The organism is Aquisalimonas sp. 2447 (assembly GCF_012044895.1).
Lineage (GTDB): Bacteria > Pseudomonadota > Gammaproteobacteria > Nitrococcales > Aquisalimonadaceae > Aquisalimonas.
The window spans coordinates 1,005,676-1,025,051 of the sequence record NZ_CP050695.1 but is presented as its reverse complement, the minus strand read 5'-3'; the positions used below and the strand labels follow the sequence as shown (position 1 = coordinate 1,025,051).

Genomic DNA, 19,376 nt, shown 5'->3' with positions numbered 1-19,376 from the left:
GGCTAGTTACGGAACGGCCACAGATGGAAGAAGCGCCGTATACGCCGCCAGATCTCCGCCAGCCCGTGGGGCTCGAACAGCAGAAACCCGACGATCAACAGGCCGAACACCAGGGTGCGCACCGGCGACAACAGCGCCGAGGCATCCCGGACGAACGGCTCCAGCACATCGACACCGTAGCGCAGCAGCTCCGGCGTCAACGTCATGAACACGGCCCCGAGAATGCTCCCCAGGATCGTGCCCAGGCCGCCCACGATGATCGCGGCCAGGAAAAAGATGGACATGAGCAGCGGGAAACTCTCCGGATTGATAGAGCCGAAGAAGTAGGCGTAGAACCCGCCGGCGATGCCCGCATAGAACGAAGCGATGGCAAAGCTCATGAGCTTGTACAGCGGCAGGTTGATGCCCAGCACCGAGGCCGAGATGTCCCGGTCGCGGATGGCGATGAACGCCCGACCCACGCGCGTGCGGAAGAGATTGGCCGCCAGAATCACCATGAGCACCGTCACCGGCACCACCAGCCAGTAGAAGGTGTCCGGGTTGTCGAACTCCATGCCGAACAGCTGCGGCGGCTGGATGTTGATGCCCCGCGTGCCCCGGGTCACGCTCTCCCAGTTGATGAACACGAACTGCAGGATGAACGAGGCGGCAATGGTGGCAATGGCGAGATACAGCCCCTTGACCCGCAGACTGGGCAGGCCGGCGACGATGCCCACCAGCGTGGTAAGCACCCCCGCCGCCAGCAGGTTGATCAGGAACGGCGTGGCGGCATTGTTGTCCAGCCAGGCCACAGTGTAAGCACCGACGCCCATGAACGCGGCCTGACCGAGACTGACCTGCCCGGTGTAGCCGGTGAGAATGTTCAACCCCGTGGCGCTGATGATGTTGATGCAGATCAGGCAGGCCAGAAACAGCCAGTAGAGATTGGCGACGAACGGGTAAAGCGCCAGCGATGCCAGGAGAATGCCGAACCAGACCCATTGCGTGCGGGTCTTGAACAGGCTCTCGTCGGCGGCATAGGTTTCCTTCGGCGATCCGATACGCATGATTAAAGTCGCTCGATTTCACGGGTTCCGAAAAGGCCCCAGGGCCGCAGCAGCAGGACCACCATGAGGATCATGAACGTCACCAGGTGCTCGTACTCCCCGCCCAGATACACCCCGGCCAGCGATTCCACCCAGCCGATCAGCAATCCCGCCAGCAGGGCACCCAGGACACTGTCCAGGCCACCCACGATCACTACCACCAGCACGGTGAGCCCGAAGAAGCCCATCTCCGAGGAAATGCCGGCGATGGAACCGAGCAGGACCCCGGCGCCGGCGGCCAGCAGACCCGCCACCCCCCAGGCCAGGCTGTACACCATGGGCACGTTGATGCCCATGGCGTAGGCCGCCCCCTGGTCCGAGGCGGTGGCCCGCAGCGCCACGCCGCCGCGCCAGAAGCGGAACAGGATCAGGAACACGGCAATCACCACCGCGGCGATGATGAAACTCCAGAACGTCTTCGGCGCGACGAAGGCGTCACCGATGAAGATCGGGTCACTGGGCAGAAACCCGGGCAGGCTGCGCGGGGCCGCCGTCCAGATGATCTCCACCAGGCCGATGAACACGCTGCTCAGGCCGATGGTGACCATGAACACCGAGATGGGGCTCTCCCCCAGCATGGGACGGATCACCAGACGCTCCAGGATCAGTCCCACCATGGCGCCGCCCGCCAACGCCAGGATCAGCGCACCCCAGATGGGCAATGCCAGCGCCCCGGCGAAACCGAAGAACATGTATGCGCCAAGCATGAGCATCTCGCCCATGGCCAGATTGATGACCCGGGTCGCCTTGTAGATCACCACGAAGGCCACGGCCGTCAGTGAATACAGCGCGCCGAACCCCAGCCCCGCCAGACTCACCTCGAAGAAGAATAACCAGTCCATCATGCGGCTCCCTTGTCACCGCGCAGGCGCTCGCGCAGCGTGGTCATGTCGTCGGCGCCGAGATAGGCCTCGATGACATCCGGATTCTGCTGGACCTCCGCTGGCGGACCGCCGGCGATGCGCTGCCCGAAGTTCAGCACATAGACCTGGTCGGAGATGTCCATGACCATGCCCATGTCGTGCTCCACCATGAGAACGGTCACGCCCCACTGCTCCTTGACGTCGAGGATGAACCGGGCCATGTCTTCCTTCTCCTCCCGGTTCATGCCGGCCACCGGCTCGTCCAGCATCAGCACCTTCGGCCGCATGGCCAGCGCCCGGGCCAGTTCCACCCGTTTCTGCAGGCCGTAGGGCAGCGCCGCCACGGGGCTGCGACGAATGTGATCGATCTCCAGGAAGTCGAAGACTTCACGCTCGATCTCGCTGCGTATCCGCACTTCTTCCCGGCGCGCACGCCCCAGGTACATCATGGCCGTGAGCGGCCCCGTGCAGGTGCGCACGTGGGCGCCGAGCTTGACGTTGTCCATCACCGTCATGCCGCGGAACAGGGCAATGTTCTGGAACGTTCGGCCGAGGCCCAGAGCGGCACGACGTGGCGGACCGGTACGGGAGATGTCGTTCCCCTCGAGATGGACACGTCCCGCCTGGGGCTTGTAGAAACCGGAGATGGCATTGAACAGCGACGTCTTGCCCGCGCCGTTGGGGCCGATGACCGCGGTGATGCTGCCCCGGGCCACGGACAGGCTGACGTCACGCAACGCGTGCACGCCGCCGAAAGACAGACTGATGCCGTCGACATCGAGAATGTTCATGATCGCTCCACCGACAGGAGAGGATTGGCCGCGCCGCGCCGGCCCCGCGGCCGGGCGGCATGAGCGCCCTGCGGACTAGTCGTCAGCGACCGCGCTTCCGCGCCGTCGGGGTCTGTCGGGGATACCCGGAATGCGTTGGTTCATGAGATTTCTCCTCCAGTCGGTCACCGTCAGTCGCGGTGGCCTGATTGTGTCTGATCATTGTCGGGCCACGGTCGCGATGCGGTTCACCCGCCACGCGGCGCGAGCCCGTCGACGAGCATGGCCACGCACTCGGCGGCCACTTCGTCCGGCGTGTAGCGCCCTCCCGGCTCGTACCACTTGGCAATCCAGTTCAGCGCACCGGTGACGGTGAAGGTCAGCAGTCGCACGTCCCGCGCCACGATGGAGCCATCGGCAATGCCTTCCTCGACCGTGGCACGCACGGTGGCGTCGATCTCGCGCTTGATGGCCCGCTGCTTGCGGCGGCTCTCCGGCGTCAGCTCGTGATCCGCCACCCGGGTAACGCACTTGCCGAAATCCTCGGTCATGATCACCGCGTAGTCACGCATCATCGCCTCCAGGCGCGCCCGCCCGGTTTCCCCGGGGCGGCGTCCACTGGCGGCGATCTCCCGGATCCGCTCCAGGCCCCGCCTGGTACATTCGAACAGGATCTCGTCCTTGCTGGCGAAATAGTGATAGATCGTGGGCTTGGTGATATTCAGCGTCTCTGCCACGTGATCCAGCGACGTGGCATGGAAGCCGTGCTCGTTGAACGAGCGCACCGCCGTCAAGAGTACGGCCTCGCGCTTGCGCAGGCGCTCGCCGTCTCGCGCCGCCGCGGGCTGCCAGGGCGAGGATACGGCTGTCTGTTGCGGCTGTTCTCCGGAGCCCACCACTCTTCTCCGCGTTCAGCGGACGCACGCCGTGACAGCGTTACAGCGTCGGCGCCAGTCGATTGGCATTTTCTGATGCGTCGATTCTATACTCGTCGGTAACATTGGCGTCAACCCCGGAGGCAGCATGAGCGGGACCGGCAGCACGACCGTGGAAATCGAACGCGCGGACGGCATCGCCACACTGCGGTTCAACCGGCCGGAGCAACTCAATGCCATGGACCGCGCCATGGCGGAGGCCTTCCACGATGCCGTCACCGAAGTGGTGGAAGACCCCGCCACCCGCGTGATCGTTCTCGCCGGTGCCGGCGACGCCTTTCTCGCCGGCGGCGACCTCACGGCCATGGAGCGGGCCGGCGAGGATGCCGTCGCCACCGTGGACGCCATCATCGGTCCGGCCCACGCGGCCATGAAACAGCTCATGGCCGCACCGCAGCCCACCATCGCCCAACTCCACGGCGCCGTGGCCGGTGCGGGCATGAGCCTTGCCATGGCCACGGATCTCGCCCTGGCGGCGGACAGCACGCGCTTCAACCTGGCCTACGTCAACATCGGCGCCGTGCCGGACTGCTCCGGCTCCTGGAGCCTGCCGCGGCTTGTGGGCGTCCGCCGCGCGCTGGAGATCGCCCTGCTGTCAGAGACCATCGACGCCCACGAAGCGAAAGCGCTGGGGCTGGTCAATCGGGTGGTACCCGCCGGCGATCTCGCCAGTGAAACCCGGCAACTGGCACGGCGCCTGGCAGCGGGACCACCTGTGGCACAGGCCCGCATCAAGCACCTGCTCCGCGCCAGCCTGGACAATGACCTGTCGCAACAGCTCGACGCCGAGGAACAGGCCTTCAAGGACTGCGCCGCCACCCGCGACTTCCGCGATGCGGTGAGCGCATTCCTGCGCCGGGAGAAACCCGTTTTCCGAGGGCGCTGACCCGTCCCCGCCCGGCCCGGACTGTCACCCCCGGTAACGACCGTGTTCCTCTCTGTAACACTCGGTCGAGAACGCACCGGCACGGAGGCGACGCACGGTTCTTTAGACGCCATAATGGTTTGAGATGCTGCCCGGACCCACCGGCGGGGCAAACAGAACAACAGGCGAGGAGAAACGATGCCGAAACGCATCCTGATCGTCGACGACGAGCCCAACATCGTGCTGTCCCTGGAGTTCCTGATGAAGAAGAACGGGTACGACGTGGAGACCGCCACGGACGGTGATCAGGCCATCGCCGCCGTGGAACAGCAGAAGCCTGACCTGATGCTGCTGGACGTCATGATGCCACGCAAGGACGGTTATCAGGTCTGCCAGGTGCTGCGGGAGCGTGAGGATTTCAACGATGTGCGTATCGTCATGTTGACGGCCAAGGGCCGGGACGTGGAACGAGAGAAAGGGCTTTCTCTGGGCGCGGACGACTACATCACCAAGCCCTTCTCTACCCAGGACGTGGTGGACAAGGTCAGCGAGTTACTGGGACAGCCGTGAACGATGTCCGGGACTGACAAGCGTAACACCATCGCTGCCGGCCCACGCCGCAGCGAGCGGCTTATCGCCCTGTTCATTGTCGCATTCCTGCTGTTCAACTACCCACTGCTGTCGCTGTTTGCCGGTGATACGCTGGTGTTCGGCATCCCCCTGCTCTATCTCTACCTGTTCGTAACCTGGGGGGTGGTGATCGGCCTCACCGGCTGGATTCTCGGGCGCAGGTCCAGGGGATGACCGTCATGCCGGAGTGGCTGATCATCATCACGCCGTTCCTCTACCTGGGCCTGCTGTTCGCCATCGCCTACGCCGCGGACAAGCGCGCCGACAGCGGCCGGTCGCTGGTCAACAACCCCTACGTCTACACGCTGTCCATCGCCGTATACTGCACGGCCTGGACGTTCTACGGCAGCGTCGGCCGCGCCGCCGAGGACGGCATGAGCTTCCTCACCATCTACCTCGGCCCCACGCTCATGGCCATCCTCTGGTGGCTGGTGCTGCGCAAGATGATCCGCATCGCCAAGCAGCACCGCATCACGTCCATCGCCGACATGATCGCGTCGCGCTACGGCAAGAGCATGCTGCTGGGCGGCCTCGCCACCTTCATCGCCGTTGTCGGCATCACTCCCTACATCGCCCTGCAGCTCAAGGCGGTGTCGGCGAGTTTTGATGTGCTGCTGACGTTCCCCGACGGCACCGACATGGCCACGGGCGGCGGGCTCATCGGCGACAAGGCGTTCTGGGTGGCCTCGCTGCTGGCGGTGTTCACGATTCTGTTCGGCACCCGCAACATCGATGCCACCGAGCGCCTGGAGGGCATGGTGGTGGCAGTGGCGTTCGAGTCCATTGTCAAGCTTCTGGCGTTCCTGGCGGTGGGTTTCTTCGTCACCTTCATGCTTTTCCAGGGCCCGGCGGAGATCGTCAATCAGGTCCGCGAACAGGAAGCCCTGCGGGAACTGCTGGACTTCCGCCACTCCGCCGGGGGATATGGCAGCTGGCTGGCACTCACCCTGCTGTCCATGGCGGCCATCATGTTCCTGCCGCGGCAGTTCCAGGTCACGGTGGTGGAGAACGTCAACGAGGACCATCTGCGTACGGCGGCCTGGCTGTTCCCGCTGTACCTGCTGCTGATCAACGTGTTCGTCCTGCCCATTGCGCTGGCCGGACTGCTGTACTTCGGCGACGGCTCCGTAGACCCGGACAACTTCGTCCTCGCCCTGCCCCTGGCCGAGGGTAACGAACTGCTGGCCATGTTCGTCTACCTGGGCGGCTTTTCCGCGGCCACCGGCATGGTCATCGTGGCCACCATCGCGCTAGCCATCATGGTCAGCAATGACCTGGTCATGCCGGCATTGCTGCGCATGCGCCACCTGCCGGTGATCGAACGCATCGGCCTGCGGCGGCTGATCATCTACGTCCGGCGGGTGATCATCGTGGGCATCGTGCTGCTGGGCTACGCCTACTTCCGGCTCATCGCCGAAACCTACGCTCTCGTGAGCATCGGCCTGATCTCCTTTGTCGCGGTGGCGCAGTTCGCACCGGCGATCCTGCTCGGGATGTACTGGAAGGGGGCGAGCCGCCAGGGCGCCATCACCGGCCTGGTGCTTGGCTTTCTGATCTGGTTCTACACCCTGTTCGCGCCGTCCCTCGCCGACCCGGGCTGGCTGCCCAGCGGCCCCCTGGAGAACGGGCCCTTCGGTATCGCATGGCTGCACCCCTACGCGCTTTTCGGCCTGGAGGATCTGGGGCCGATCACCCATGCCCTGTTCTGGAGCATGCTCGGCAACATCGGCGGGCTGGTCCTGGTCTCATTGATGACGCGTCAGAGCGATATCGAGCGCATTCAGGCAACACTGTTCGTGGACGTATTCCTGCGCTCGGAACAGGACACCCGCTTCTGGCAGGGTAATGCCTCCATCGGCGACGTGGAGGCGCTACTGGCGCGGTTCATCGGCGAGGAGCGGGCGGCGGAAGCACTGGCCCCCTATCTGCCACGCCACGGCGATCCCTCGGAGGCAGCCACGCGCCAGGCACCGCCGGAGCTGGTCAACCACGCCGAGCGCCTGCTGTCGGGCACCATCGGCTCCGCCTCGGCGCGGGTGATGGTGTCCTCCATCGTCAAGGGCGAGGCACTGACCTTCGAAGGGGTCATGGAGATCCTCGACGCCACATCCCAGGCCATCGAGTACAGCCAGCGGCTGGAGCAGAAATCCCGCCAGCTGGAGCAGGCCACCCAAGAGCTGCGCGCCGCCAACGAACGGCTCAAGGAGCTGGATCAGCTCAAGGACGAATTCGTTTCCATGGTCAGCCACGAGCTGCGCACCCCGCTGACCTCCATCCGCGCCTTCGGCGAGATCCTGCTGAACAACCCGGACATGGAGGACGAGCAACGTCGCGAATTCCTGGAAGTCGTGGTCCGCGAGAGCGAGCGGCTGACTCGGCTGATCAACCAGGTGCTGGATCTCTCCAAGATCGAGAGCGGCTGGAGCGAGTGGCAGCTGCGCAGCCTGGACCTGCGCGGAGTGCTCCAGGAAGGCATTGCCGCGACGTCACAGCTTTTCCAGGAGCGGGAGCTGCCGCTGGAGGAGGATCTGCCCGATGAACCCTGCGTCGTGAAGGGCGATGGCGACCGCCTGATCCAGCTGGTGATCAACCTGTTGTCCAATGCAGTGAAGTTCTCGGAACCCGGCCAGGGCCCGGTGATGGTCGCGTTGAAGCCGTCGGGCTCATTCCTGGAACTACGCGTCACCGACTCCGGGCCGGGCATCCCCGAGCACGAACGCGAACGTGTCTTCGACAAGTTTCACCAGATCAATGACCAGCAGGCCGGCAAACCCAAGGGCAGCGGCCTGGGACTCGCCATCTGCAAGCGCATCGCGGACCTCCATTGGGGTACCATCCACGCCGAGAACAGCGAGCATGCCGGTGCCACCTTCGTGGTCCGGCTGCCACAGGCCGGCGGGGAACACTGCGATGTCACATGAAACCAGGGAATCCGGGCGCCACGGCGCCATCGCCGATAATGGCTTCCGCTCACCCTGGTGGCTCCGCAGCGGACACGCCCAGACCATGTGGGCCGGTGGGCTTCGCCGTGGCCCCGATGTTTCCCTGGAACGGGAAGCACTGCCGCTGCAGGATGGCGACCACCTGCAACTGTTCTGGGGAGCACCCGCGCAAGGCCCGGCGGTCATCGTGCTGCACGGCCTCGGCGGTTCCGCCGAATCACCGTATGTGCGGGGGCTCTTACGGGAGCTGCAGACGCGGGGTTTTCAGGCTGTCGTGATGCAGTTCCGCGGGGCTGGCGAGCATCTCAATGCGGGGCCGCGGTTTTTCCATGCCGGCGCCGTGGAGGACGTGGAGGCCACGGTGAGCCATGTGCGCCAACGCCTGCCCGGGCGCCGGACGGCCATGGTGGGTTTTTCCATGGGTGGCATCATGACGCTGAACTGGCTGGGTGCTGCCGGGGGCCGCGCCGGATTGGACGCTGCGATCACCATCTCCACACCGTTGGCCCTGGCCGAATGCGCTGATTACCTCGGCTCCGGATTCCGTCGCGTCTACGACCGCCACCTGGTCCGTGGTCTGCGTCAGTTGGTCCAACGGAAGCTCGCCCAGCAGGCACTGCCGGTCGACCCGACAGCGCTGCGGCGGGCGCGCAGCCTGCGGGAGTTTGATGATCGTATTACCGGGCCACTGCACGGATTCCGTGATGCGGCGGACTATTACAGCCGCTGTTCACCAACCCGGATCCTGGGTGCGATCCAGGTCCCAACGCGCATCATCCACGCGCTGGATGACCCGTTCATCCCCGCATCGTCGTTGCCATCAGTGCGGGAGCTGTCGCCGGAAGTCCGCATGGAGGTGAGTGAGCGGGGCGGGCACGTCGGTTTCGTCGCCGGATCGGGACCGGCACGGCCCCACTACTGGCTGGACACTGCAATCGCCGGGCGGCTGGAGTCGATGCTCGGCTCCGGGAACACAAGCGGTACCCCGGACACAAGAAGACCCCCGGACGGAGGCCTTCTCGAATCGGCCGGTTAGAATCCCGGCCAGGGGGCGTCGGGCTCAGCCGACGGGAACCACGTCATCGGCCTGCAGGCCTTTCTGACCCTTCACGACACCGAATTCCACCTGCTGACCGTCTTCCAGTGTCCGGTAGCCGGTGCCGCGGATGGCACGGAAGTGCACGAACACGTCATCCCCGGCCTCACGGGCAATGAAACCGTAGCCCTTGGCCGCGTCAAACCACTTCACCGTACCCGTTTCTCGTTCTTCCATTACTTGCAACCTCTGCATCACATAATCACGAATCACGGCACCGGGGCACCGCGTTACCACTCTGGGAAATCAGGGAAGCCCGACACCAAAGCATTTCCGATGGTACGCCCGGCACCGGGGCCGCGCAACACGGCCGTTGCGGCGAGACGTGACCACAAAAAACCCCGCCGGCGGCGGGGTCTCGGGGATCTACGGCGGTGTTCAGCGTCAGCCGGCGTCGGCTTCGTCCACCGCTTTCATGCTCAAGCGCACACGCCCCTGGCGATCGACTTCCAGCACCTTGACCTTGACCACATCCCCCTCGCTGAGCTCGTCGGACACCTGGGTCACGCGCTCGTTGGAGATCTGGGAGATGTGCACCAGGCCGTCCTTGCCCGGCAGGATGCTGACGAAGGCGCCGAAATCCATGAGTTTGACCACACGACCTTCGTAGACCTTCCCCACTTCGATGTCGGAAGTCAGTTCCTCGACGCGCCGCTTGGCCTCCTCGCCGGCGGCCTTGTCCACCGAGGCAATGGTCACCACGCCCTCGTCGGAGATGTCGATGTTGGCACCGGTCTCCTCGGTGAGCTGGCGGATGGTGGAGCCGCCCTTGCCGATGACGTCCCGGATGCGCTCGGGATCGATACGCATGGTGAGCAGACGTGGCGCATATTCGGACATGTCCGAACGCGGCTCGCCGATCACCTTTTTCATCTCGCCCAGGATGTGCATCCGGCCGCTGTTCGCCTGCTCCAGGGCCTTCTCCATGATCTCGCGGGTGATGCCGTTGATCTTGATGTCCATCTGCAAGGCAGTGACACCATTGTCGGTGCCGGCCACCTTGAAATCCATGTCGCCCAGGTGATCCTCGTCACCAAGGATGTCCGAGAGCACTGCGAAGTCATCGCCTTCCTTGATCAGGCCCATGGCAATACCTGCCACCGGCGCTTTCACCGGCACACCGGCATCCATCAGCGACAGGCTGGTACCACACACGGTGGCCATGGAACTGGAGCCGTTGGACTCGGTGATCTCGGACACCACGCGAATGACGTAGGGGCACTCTTCGGCGGACGGCATCACCGCCTGCACGCCCCGCTTGGCCAACTTGCCGTGACCGATTTCGCGGCGCTTGGGCCCACCCATGAAGCCGGTCTCGCCAACGCAGTAAGGCGGGAAGTTGTAGTGCAGCATGAAGGGCTCTTTGCGCTCGCCTTCGATGGCATCGACGATCTGCGCGTCCCGACCGGTGCCCAGGGTGGTGACCACCACGGCCTGGGTTTCGCCACGGGTGAAGATGGACGAGCCGTGGGTGCGCGGCAGCGTCCCCACCTCGATGTCGATGGACCGCACCGTCTGGTTGTCTCGACCATCGATGCGGGGCTGTCCTTCGATGATGCGCCCGCGCACGATCTTCTTCTCGATGCCCTTGAAGGCACCGACCACGTCCTGCTTCGTCGGGCCACCTTCCTCGTCTTCCGAGGCAAAGGCGTCGACGGCCTGGTCCCGCAGGGCGTTGACCTTTTCATTGCGCTCCGTCTTCTCGGCGACGCTGTAGGCTTCGCGCAACGGGGCCTCGAACTGCGTCCTGACCTTCTCGGCCAGCGTTTCGTCCTTGGGTGCCGGCTGCCAGTCCCAGCGCGGTTTGCCGGCTTCGGCGGCCAGCTCGTTGATGCAGCTGATGGCCTTCTGCATCTGCTCGTGCCCGAACAGTACGGCGTCAAGCATGACCTTCTCGGGCAGCTCACTGGCTTCGGACTCGACCATCAGCACGGCATCCTTGGTGCCGGCGACCACGAGGTCCAGGTCCGACTCTTCCAGGCTGGAGAAGCCGGGGTTAAGCAGGTATTCGCCATCCTTGTAGCCGACGCGTGCCGCGCCGATCGGGCCGTCGAAGGGAATCCCGGAGATGGCCAGGGCCGCAGAGGTGCCGATCAGGGCCGGAATGTCCGGGTCCACGTCCGGGTTCATGGAGATCACCGTGGCGATCACCTGCACCTCGTTGTAGAACCCTTCGGGAAAGAGTGGACGGATCGGCCGATCGATCAGGCGGCAGGTAAGCGTTTCCTTCTCGGAGGGGCGCCCCTCGCGCTTGAAGAAACCGCCCGGGATCTTGCCGGCGGCGTAGGTGCGTTCCTGGTAGTTCACCGTGAGCGGCAGGAAGTCCCGCTGCGCGCCGGACTCGTTCTTGCTCACCACGGTCACCAGGACCACGGTATCGGCCATATTCACCAGCACCGCGCCAGTGGCCTGCCGGGCAATGGCACCGGTTTCAAGGGAGACCGTGTGTTCGCCGTACTGGAAAGACTTCTTTACTGATTCCACAGCGACTGATCCTCTGCCTGCGGGAAAATGGCGCCGGCGCCTTACTTGCGCAGACCGAGCTTGGCCACGATCGCCTGATAGCGCTCGCGATCCTTACGATTCAGATAGTCGAGCAGCTTGCGACGCTGGTTCACCAGCTTCAGCAGACCCCGGCGGGAGTGGTGATCCTGCTTGTGATCCGCGAAGTGCTGGGTGAGGTGGGCGATGCGGTGAGTAAGCAGCGCGATCTGGACTTCCGGGGAACCGGTATCCCCTTCCGAGCGCTTGTGCTCGTTCACGATCTCCGATTTCTTTTCGGCCGTCAGCGACATCAAATGACTCCTGGTATTCCGTCCACTTTCCTGAAGGGCCGCTATTGTAGCGGCGCACCTGCGGGGCGACAAGCTAAACACGCCTGACTCCCGGAATTTTCCTAATTTACGGCCATGAGCCGCCGCGGCGCCACCCGGCCGTCATCCAGCATCACGCCCATACCCAGAAAACCGTCCGGTCCGAACAGCCGCAGCCACTCCGCGTCCGGCGCCCGGGGCACGAACACCGCCTGGCCGAGACGCAGAAAGTGGGCACTGTCGGCGTCCAGAGTGACCCTGGGCCAGTCTACCAGCCCGGTTTCAGATGGCAGCAGCAGTTCGTCCAGCGCACCGAAGCCCTGTTCTGCGGCGGCCTCGACCTGTTCCATGGTCACCATTGGCTGGCCGGTGAAGGGGCCGAGGCCAGTACGGCGCAGCACCGTCACATGGGCACCGCACCCCAGAGCCTCGCCGATCTCCTCTGCCAGCGTGCGCACATAGGTGCCCTTGGAGCAGTGTACGTCCAGGGTGAGCTCTGCCTGTCCGAGCTCGACCAGCGCCAGGGCCCGAACCCGGATCCGACGGGCCTTGCGCTCGACCTCTTCACCGCGACGGGCGATGCGGTAGAGGCGCTCGCCGTGATGCTTCACCGCCGAGTACATGGGCGGTACCTGTTCCTGCTCACCCAGAAAACGCTGCAGCACGTCTCCGACAGTGGCTTCGTCCAGTGCCGGCACCGGGCGCTCACGCAGGAGTTCGCCCTCGGCATCCGCGGTGTTGGTGGTCTGCCCGAGCCGGCAGCGCACGCGGTAGTGCTTGTCCGCATCCAGCAGGAAACCGGAAATCTTGGTGGCCTCACCGAAACACAGCGGCAGGAGACCGGTGGCCAGGGGGTCCAGGCTGCCGGTATGCCCGGCCTTGCGGGCGCTGAACAGCCACTTCACGCGTTGCAGCACCTTGTTGGACGTGCCGCCGGCGGGCTTGTCCAGCAGCAGAATGCCGTTCACCTTGCGTCGCTGATGTCGTGCTGCCACGGGTGTCCGGTGTCACTCGTTGTTGCCACGCTCGGCGTCTTCGTCCACCGCGCGATCGATGAGATTGGTCAGATGGGCGCCGCGATCAAAGGACGGGTCGCGGATGAACCTCATGGCTGGAACGGTCCGCAGCCGCACCCTGCGCGCCAGCTCCCGGCGCAGGAAACCCGCGGCATTGTTCAGCACCGATGCCGCCTCCTCACTGGCGGCGGCATCGGCGCCCAGCACGGTCATGTACACCTTCGCGTGCGCCAGGTCTCGTCCAACCTGGACGCCGGAGACGGTCACCGAGCCCACGCGGGGATCCCGGATTTCATCGCGGATGGTTTCCGCCAGCTCTCGCTGGAGCTGCTCTGCAACACGCCGGGTACGGGGAGTTTCCTTCGCCATGTCTATCCCGTCCGCCTCACAGCGAGCGAGCCACCTCGTAGCGCTCGAAGCACTCGATCTGGTCGCCCACCTTGACGTCGTTGTAGTTCTTCACCCCGATACCACATTCGGTGCCGGAGCGGACTTCGCTGACGTCGTCCTTGTAGCGGCGCAACGACTCCAGCTGACCTTCGTAGATCACCACGTTGTCCCGCAGCACGCGGATCGGGCAGCGGCGACGCACCACGCCTTCCTCCACAAGGCAGCCGGCAATGGCCCCCAGCTTGGAGGATTTGAACACGTCCTGCACCGCGGCAAGACCGATAATCTCTTCCTTGACCTCCGGCTCAAGCATGCCGCTGATGGCCTTCTTGACCTCGTCGATGGCCTCGTAGATGACGCTGTAGTAGTGCACATCCACTTCGTGTTCACGGATCAGCTTGCGCGCCGCTGCGTCGGCGCGGACGTTGAAGCCGATCAGAATGGCACTGGAGGCGATGGCCAGGTTCACGTCGGATTCGTTGATGCCGCCAACGCCGGTCTGGATCACGTGGACCTTGACCTCGTCGTTGGAGAGATCGGTCAGCGACTGGCTCAGCGCTTCGGCGCTGCCCTGCACGTCCGCCTTCAGCAGGATGTTGACCTGATTGACTTCGTCGGACTTCATCTGGCTGAAGAGCTCGTCCATGCGCGCGGCCTTCTGCTGCTGAAGCCGCTTCTCGCGCTGACGCTCCTGGCGCATTTCGGCCACTTCCCGGGCCTTGCGCTCGTCTTTCAGCACCATGACATCATCGCCGGAGTTGGGCAGGCCGGACAGCCCCAGCACCACCACCGGAATGGACGGTCCGGCCTTGTCCACCTGGCGGCCGTTCTCGTCGAGCATGGCGCGCACGCGGCCATACTCCACTCCCGAGAGAATGACGTCCCCCTTGTGCAGTTCGCCGTTCTGGACCAGTACCGTGGCCACCGGGCCGCGGCCCTTGTCCAGGCTGGACTCGACCACGATGCCGGTGGCTGCGCAATCCACCACCGCCTGCAACTCCAGCAACTCGGCCTGCAGGATAATGGCTTCCAGAAGTTCTTCCAGGCCCTCACCGGTTTTGGCAGAGACGTGGACGAACTGGGTATCGCCACCCCACTCCTCGGAGATGACCTCGTACTTGGAGAGTTCCTGCTTGACCCGGTCCGGATCCGCATCCGCCTTGTCCATCTTGTTCACTGCGACAACGATGGGGACGCCAGCCTCGCGTGCGTGCTTGATCGCCTCCTCGGTCTGCGGCATGACCCCGTCGTCGGCGGCCACCACCAGCACCACCACATCGGTGAGCTGAGCGCCACGGGCGCGCATGGCGGTGAATGCCTGGTGCCCCGGGGTATCCAGAAAGGTCACGGTGCCGCGTTCCGTGGTGGCGTGATAGGCACCGATGTGCTGAGTAATCCCGCCTGCCTCGGAATCGGCCACCTTGGCGCGACGGATGAAGTCCAGCACCGAGGTCTTGCCATGGTCCACGTGGCCCATGATGGTGACCACCGGCGGCCGTGGCCGCTTCTCGCCCTCGGGCTCGGCAGCCTCGCTGACCACCTCTTCCTCCAGGGCGTACTCGTTGACGATGCGGGGCTTGTGGCCCAGTTCTTCCACCAGCAGCACGGCGGTTTCCTGATCCACCGCCTGGTTGATGGTGGCCATCACGCCCTGCTTCATCATCTCCTTGATAAGCACCGGCGCCTTGACACTCATGCGCTGGGCCAGTTCACCGACGGTGATGGACTCCGGGATTTCCACCTCGCGCACCACCGGTGCGGTGGGCTTCTCGAAACCGTGTTGCAACGAGCTGGCGGCTCCGCTGCCACGCTCCTTGCGCTTGCCACGCTTGCCGGCGGAGCGCCCCGGGGACACATGCAACTCGTCACGCCCCTCGCGGCCCTTGCGCCCCTTGCCCTTGCGCCCCTTGTCCTCGTCATCGTCCCGGGTGCGCTCCTTGGCCTTGGCCTTCTTGCGCTTGGCTGAGCTTGTGGACTCGGCTTCCAGGGTCGCGGGATCGGCCACCGGCGGCTCCTCCTTGGGCGCAGGATCGGCGGGAGCTTCTCCCGCGGGCGCCGCTTCGGCATCCTCGCCCTGCTGTTCGGGAGCTGCGCCAGCCGATTCCGGCTCTGCTGCCTCAGCGCCGGCTTCAGTTGCTTCGCCGGTGGTCATCTCTTCGGCCGCCGTGGATGCAGGCGCCACTGTTTCCTCAGCGGTTTCCTCAACGGTCGGCTTCTGCGTCGCAGCTACGGCCTGCTCCTCGGCTTCGCGCTGCGCGCGCTCCTCTTCAGCTTGACGCGCCTCCTCGGCCTCGCGCTGCTCCGCCTCGAGGCGCTCACGCTGGGCTTCGATATCCTCGCGCTTGACGTAGGTGCGTTTCTTGCGCACTTCCACGTTCACGGTCCGCGAACCGGCACTGCCACGGGCGCCACGCGCACCGCCACCGCCGGTCGGAAGCTTGATCTGACTGGTACTCTTGCGGCGCAGCGTCACCTTGCGTGGACCGGACTCCTCCGGTTCGCCGCCGCCGCGGGATTTTTGCAGATAGGTCAGCAGGGCCGCCTTGTCGTCATCCGTGAGCACGGACTCCGCATCGGTCACCTCGACACCTGCCTCGCTGAGCTGCGACAGCAGCCGCTCCACCGGTGTACCGACCGTTTCCGCAAATTGCTTGACTGTCACTTCCGACATGCGTTTCTCCCCGAATCCTGGTCATCGATCACGACGGCCTGCGGCCGCTCCCCGCGCAGGGCGCTGCTGGCGCCCACACCACGGATCAGGATTCCTTCTGCTCCTGCTCGGCGAACCACGGTTCGCGAGCCTTCATGATGAGTGCCGCCGCGCGCTCGGCATCTATACCGGTGGCATCGACCACGTCATCCACCGCCTGTTCCGCCAGTTCCTCCATGGTGGCCACACCGGCTCCGGCAAGCTGCCGCGCCAGGTCGTCGTCCATGCCCTCCATGGTCAGCAGGTCATCGCTGGGTTCGCTGCTGCCGTCGCTCCCGGACGCGATCATCTGGGTCAGCAGAGCATCGCGGGCCCTGGAGCGCAGTTCCTCGACGATATCCTCGTCGAATTCCTCCATTTCCAGCATTTCCGAGGCGGGCACGTAGGCCACCTCCTCGATGCTGGAGAAACCCTCCTGCACCAGGATACCGGCCACCTCTTCATCCACACCGAGGGTCTCGATAAACGTGTCCAGCACCTTTTGCGCCTCTTCCTGGCTCTTGGCCTGGGCGTCCTCGCTGGTCATGACGTTGAGCTCCCAGCCAGTGAGTTCACTGGCCAGGCGCACGTTCTGACCGCCGCGACCGATGGCCTGGGAGAGCTGGTCATCCGCCACGGCCACGTCCATGCTGCCGGAGTCCTCATCCACGACGATGGACTGAACTTCCGCCGGCGCCATGGCGTTGATCACGAACTGCGCGGGATTCTCGTCCCAGAGGATGATGTCGATACGCTCGCCGGAGAGTTCGTTGGACACCGCCTGGACCCGCGAGCCGCGCATGCCGACGCAGGCGCCCACCGGATCGATGCGCGGGTCGTTGGAGCGCACCGCGATCTTGGCGCGCAGGCCCGGGTCGCGGGCGGCGCCGAGGATGTCGATCAGCTCCTGCCCGACTTCCGGCACCTCCAACTCGAAGAGCTCGATGAGGAACTGCGGCGCAGTGCGCGAGACGAACAACTGCGGACCGCGGGCATCCGGGCGCACCTCCTTGAGGTAACCACGCACGCGGTCGCCGGCACGGAAAGCTTCTCGCGGGATCATCTCCTCGCGGGGGATCAACGCCTCGGCATTACTGCCCAGATCCATGATCACATTGCCGCGCTCGGCCTTCTTGACCACGCCGGTGAGCAACTCGCCGACCCGGTCCTGGTAGGCCTCCACCACCTTGGCCCGCTCAGCCTCGCGGACCTTCTGCACGATGACCTGCTTGGCCGTTTGCGCGGCGATGCGCCCGAAGGCCACCGATTCCATGGGTTCCTCGACGAAGTCGCCCACCTGCAGCGAGGGATCCCGCTGCTGCGCTTCGGACAGGCGAATCACCTGGTCCGGATACTCCACTTCGGCATCGTCCTCCACCACCTGCCAGCGGCGGAAGGTGCTGTACTCGCCCGAGCGGCGATCCACGTCCACACGCACGTCGATCTCGCCGGGATGGCGCTTCTTCGTGGCGGAGGCCAGGGCCGCCTCAACGGCTTCGACAATGACGTCGCGATCGACGCCCTTCTCGTTGGACATGGCCTCAACGACCAGCAGAACCTCTTTGCTCATGCTTGCGACTCCACGCCCGGCGGACGGCATCCGCCCGCCGGGTTGTCAGACATCCGGAACCAGATTTGCCCTGTCGATACGGTCGAGCGGCACCGCGTACTCGGCACCCTCTTCCTCGATCAGTACATGGCCATCCTGCACGCCGCGCAGGATGCCCCGAAACTTACGCCGCCCGTCCCACAGGCCGGTCAGCCTTATTCTTGCTTCGACACCGGCGAAGCGCTCGAAATCCGCGGCCTTGAACAGCGGCCGATCCAGCCCCGGCGAGGAAATCTCAAGCCGATAGGCGCCCTGAATCGGATCTTCCACATCCAGCAGACCACTGATCTGGTGGGACACGAGCTCGCAATCTTCCAGCGTGACACCGGCGGCGGAATCAATGTAAATCCGCAGTAGACCTTCGCTCTTGTTGGGCCGGTACTCCAAACCCACCAGTTCATACCCCAGGGACGTCACCGCGGGCTCGGCCATGGCCGTCAGCTTGTCGTGGATTCCGTCCATGTTCCGTCCATACAAATAAAAAATGGGCCCCGAGGCCCATCCGTCTCTCAGCGAGCGGTGCCAACGTTCGCGCACCACCCGCTGGGTTGCGTACTCCGCCCCCGGAACACGGCAGGCGCCCCGCCGACAAAAAAAGGCCGATGCCGGCCCCTTAAAGTTTGTCTTTACCGAGGTAACGTCGCTCGAGCCGCGAGCGGGCCTCATACCCGTCGATCCGCGACGTTTCGAGGCCGGGAAGATACACCTCAAGTCACCGTGCGGTCAAGCAAAACCGCCGCCCTCAGCGGGTGGCGGCCGTGCCTCGATGGCAGCTCAGCCCGTCCGTATCAGTGCCTGTGTGCGTCGCTCGTCTGCCCACCAGGCGAGCCCCAGGGAGACAACGGTCAACGCGGTGGCCGAGGCAATGATCAACATCACCATCTGCGGCCCTGTCACGGCGCCCTCGAAGTAGCGGACCGTCGCCTCGTTCGGCGCCAGGGTGACGCCGTACATGCCGGTGTAGTGCAGGGCACACACCGCCAGCCCCATGATTGGCGCGCTCAGATACCGCAGGGCACCCCGGGTATCCCGGATGAAGTACAGCGCCGCCGCCGAGGCCACCATGCCGATCATCACCGATGCCACCAGCGGCCCCTGGGCCATGTGCATGTCGGCGGCCATACGCATGCCAGCCATGCCCAGGTAGTGCATGCCGGCGATCCCGAGCCCCATGCCCGCACCGGCAATCCCGAGGGCGATCTTCGATTGCGCCCAGGTATAGGCCACCCAGAGACCGACGGCGAAGGCGATCACCGGCGGCACCACGGACAGCACCGTGATCAGGGTATCGTAAGTAATGGCAATGCCCGGCTGATACGCCACCATGCCAACGAAGTGCATGGACCATACAGCGAAAAAGCCAAGCACCACCGCAGAAAGCAGCAACCAGCCGATGCGGATCCCTCCCGCCTCGGTCGGGATGTTGCGCGAGACCAGCAGTCCCGTGAGCGCACCGAGCATCGACAGCCCATAAGACAGGGCCACCAACCCCAGATGAAACTCGGACAGCATTTCCGACATGCACCACCTCCAATCGAACCGCCTGCGGCGCCACTGGGCCCCAGGAACACGTCTGCAGGAAAACCGAAAGCGGCCTGAGGGGGTGACAGGACGACCCCGGACACTGACCGACGCGCGTACGTTGACGTCGCGTGTCGGTCAGTGTCCGGGGT

The 19,376-nt window shown here is 64.8% G+C and carries 18 protein-coding genes; 5 read left to right on the top strand and 13 right to left on the bottom strand.

Annotated elements, in window-relative coordinates:
• Window positions 1–2: 2 nt before the first annotated feature.
• From KU884_RS04760 to KU884_RS04745, 4 genes are all read right to left on the bottom strand, one after another.
• Window positions 3–1,046 (bottom strand): branched-chain amino acid ABC transporter permease, encoded by a 1,044-nt coding sequence (locus KU884_RS04760; RefSeq protein WP_167781544.1) that lies wholly within the window; start codon window positions 1,044–1,046, stop codon window positions 3–5.
• 2 nt (window positions 1,047–1,048) lie between these two features.
• The gene (locus tag KU884_RS04755; protein ID WP_217351415.1) at window positions 1,049–1,930 is read right to left on the bottom strand and encodes a branched-chain amino acid ABC transporter permease; all 882 of its coding nucleotides are present in this window, start codon (window positions 1,928–1,930) and stop codon (window positions 1,049–1,051) included.
• Window positions 1,927–2,739 (bottom strand): ABC transporter ATP-binding protein, encoded by an 813-nt coding sequence (locus KU884_RS04750; RefSeq protein ID WP_167781543.1) that lies wholly within the window; start codon window positions 2,737–2,739, stop codon window positions 1,927–1,929. The genes KU884_RS04755 and KU884_RS04750 overlap by 4 nt, the downstream gene beginning before the upstream one ends.
• A gap of 227 nt (window positions 2,740–2,966) precedes the next feature.
• Window positions 2,967–3,614: a TetR/AcrR family transcriptional regulator gene (locus KU884_RS04745; RefSeq protein ID WP_167781542.1), complete on the bottom strand. Its 648-nt coding sequence runs from the start codon at window positions 3,612–3,614 to the stop codon at window positions 2,967–2,969.
• Window positions 3,615–3,741: 127 nt separating this feature from the next.
• Between KU884_RS04745 and KU884_RS04740 the strand changes: the two genes are divergently transcribed.
• The 5 genes from KU884_RS04740 (at window position 3,742) to KU884_RS04720 (ending at window position 9,126) form a co-directional block, all read left to right on the top strand.
• On the top strand, window positions 3,742–4,539 hold the full coding sequence (locus KU884_RS04740; protein ID WP_167781541.1) for an enoyl-CoA hydratase/isomerase family protein: 798 nt from the start codon (window positions 3,742–3,744) through the stop codon (window positions 4,537–4,539).
• A gap of 177 nt (window positions 4,540–4,716) precedes the next feature.
• On the top strand, window positions 4,717–5,088 hold the full coding sequence (locus KU884_RS04735; protein ID WP_167781540.1) for a response regulator transcription factor: 372 nt from the start codon (window positions 4,717–4,719) through the stop codon (window positions 5,086–5,088).
• Between the two features lie 3 nt (window positions 5,089–5,091).
• Window positions 5,092–5,322, top strand: coding sequence for a hypothetical protein (locus KU884_RS04730; protein WP_167781539.1), 231 nt, complete (start codon window positions 5,092–5,094; stop codon window positions 5,320–5,322).
• Window positions 5,323–5,327: 5 nt separating this feature from the next.
• Window positions 5,328–8,069, top strand: a complete 2,742-nt coding sequence (locus KU884_RS04725) for a sensor histidine kinase (protein WP_167781538.1) — start codon at window positions 5,328–5,330, stop codon at window positions 8,067–8,069.
• Complete coding sequence (locus KU884_RS04720) at window positions 8,059–9,126, top strand: hydrolase (RefSeq protein ID WP_167781537.1); 1,068 nt, start codon at window positions 8,059–8,061, stop codon at window positions 9,124–9,126. The genes KU884_RS04725 and KU884_RS04720 overlap by 11 nt, the downstream gene beginning before the upstream one ends.
• Before the next feature lie 24 nt (window positions 9,127–9,150).
• Here KU884_RS04720 and KU884_RS04715 read toward each other — a convergent pair whose 3' ends face one another.
• The 9 genes from KU884_RS04715 to KU884_RS04675 form a co-directional block, all read right to left on the bottom strand.
• Complete coding sequence (locus KU884_RS04715) at window positions 9,151–9,363, bottom strand: cold-shock protein (RefSeq protein ID WP_167781536.1); 213 nt, start codon at window positions 9,361–9,363, stop codon at window positions 9,151–9,153.
• A gap of 207 nt (window positions 9,364–9,570) precedes the next feature.
• Entirely contained in the window at window positions 9,571–11,670 is a 2,100-nt protein-coding gene (gene pnp / locus KU884_RS04710; protein WP_167781535.1) for a polyribonucleotide nucleotidyltransferase, read from the bottom strand.
• Between the two features lie 41 nt (window positions 11,671–11,711).
• Window positions 11,712–11,981, bottom strand: a complete 270-nt coding sequence (gene rpsO / locus KU884_RS04705) for a 30S ribosomal protein S15 (RefSeq protein ID WP_167781534.1) — start codon at window positions 11,979–11,981, stop codon at window positions 11,712–11,714.
• Between the two features lie 101 nt (window positions 11,982–12,082).
• Entirely contained in the window at window positions 12,083–12,994 is a 912-nt protein-coding gene (truB, locus tag KU884_RS04700; protein WP_167781533.1) for a tRNA pseudouridine(55) synthase TruB, read from the bottom strand.
• A gap of 12 nt (window positions 12,995–13,006) precedes the next feature.
• Window positions 13,007–13,384: a 30S ribosome-binding factor RbfA gene (gene rbfA / locus KU884_RS04695; protein WP_167781532.1), complete on the bottom strand. Its 378-nt coding sequence runs from the start codon at window positions 13,382–13,384 to the stop codon at window positions 13,007–13,009.
• A gap of 16 nt (window positions 13,385–13,400) precedes the next feature.
• Window positions 13,401–16,076, bottom strand: a complete 2,676-nt coding sequence (infB, locus tag KU884_RS04690; RefSeq protein ID WP_167781531.1) for a translation initiation factor IF-2 — start codon at window positions 16,074–16,076, stop codon at window positions 13,401–13,403.
• An 85-nt stretch (window positions 16,077–16,161) separates the two neighbouring features.
• Complete coding sequence (gene nusA, locus KU884_RS04685; protein ID WP_167781530.1) at window positions 16,162–17,664, bottom strand: transcription termination factor NusA; 1,503 nt, start codon at window positions 17,662–17,664, stop codon at window positions 16,162–16,164.
• A 45-nt stretch (window positions 17,665–17,709) separates the two neighbouring features.
• A complete protein-coding gene (rimP, locus tag KU884_RS04680) occupies window positions 17,710–18,165 on the bottom strand; it encodes a ribosome maturation factor RimP (RefSeq protein ID WP_167781529.1) in 456 nt (151 codons plus the stop codon).
• A 312-nt stretch (window positions 18,166–18,477) separates the two neighbouring features.
• Window positions 18,478–19,224: an MHYT domain-containing protein gene (locus KU884_RS04675; protein WP_167781528.1), complete on the bottom strand. Its 747-nt coding sequence runs from the start codon at window positions 19,222–19,224 to the stop codon at window positions 18,478–18,480.
• Between the last annotated feature and the right edge of the window lie 152 nt (window positions 19,225–19,376).